Raw genomic sequence first — 534 nt, 5'->3', positions numbered from 1 at the left:
GACATCCGCACTGTAACCATCGATTTGGCAGAGTTTGCGAAGAAAGTTGAGTTAACTGACGAAGAAATTCAAGCTTACTACAAAGCAAACCCAGATAACTTCACTCGTCCAGAGCAAGTGAAAGTGTCTTACGTTGAGTTGTCTGCTGAAGCACTTAAGAAGCAGATTCAAGTAACAGATGAAGACGTTAAGAAATACTACGACGAGCATCTAGACAAATACTCTTCAGAAGAGCAACGCCGAGTGGCGCACATTCTTGTTGAAGGTGATGATGAAGCAAAAGCACAAGCTATCTTAGATGAATTGAACGCAGGTGCAGATTTTGCTGCGGTAGCGCAAGAGAAATCTGATGATTTCGGTAGTGCTGAAAACGGCGGTGACTTAGGTTGGATCGAACGTGATGTTATGGATCCTGCGTTTGAAGAAGCTGCGTTTGCACTTAAGAACCCAGGTGACATGTCTGGTCTAGTAAAATCTGACTTTGGCTACCACATTATCAAGCTAGAAGAGCTGAAAGATGCCGTTGCAAAACCA

1 protein-coding gene is annotated in these 534 nt (G+C 43.6%); it reads left to right on the top strand.

The window, feature by feature from the left end:
* A partial coding sequence (locus tag R7Q48_RS30545) for a peptidyl-prolyl cis-trans isomerase (protein WP_318134167.1) occupies nt 1-534 on the top strand: 534 nt, incomplete at both ends.

The organism is Vibrio sp. 378 (assembly GCF_033339435.1).
Note: the sequence above shows the minus strand (reverse complement) of the source record. Positions and strands in the feature narration are given on the sequence as shown.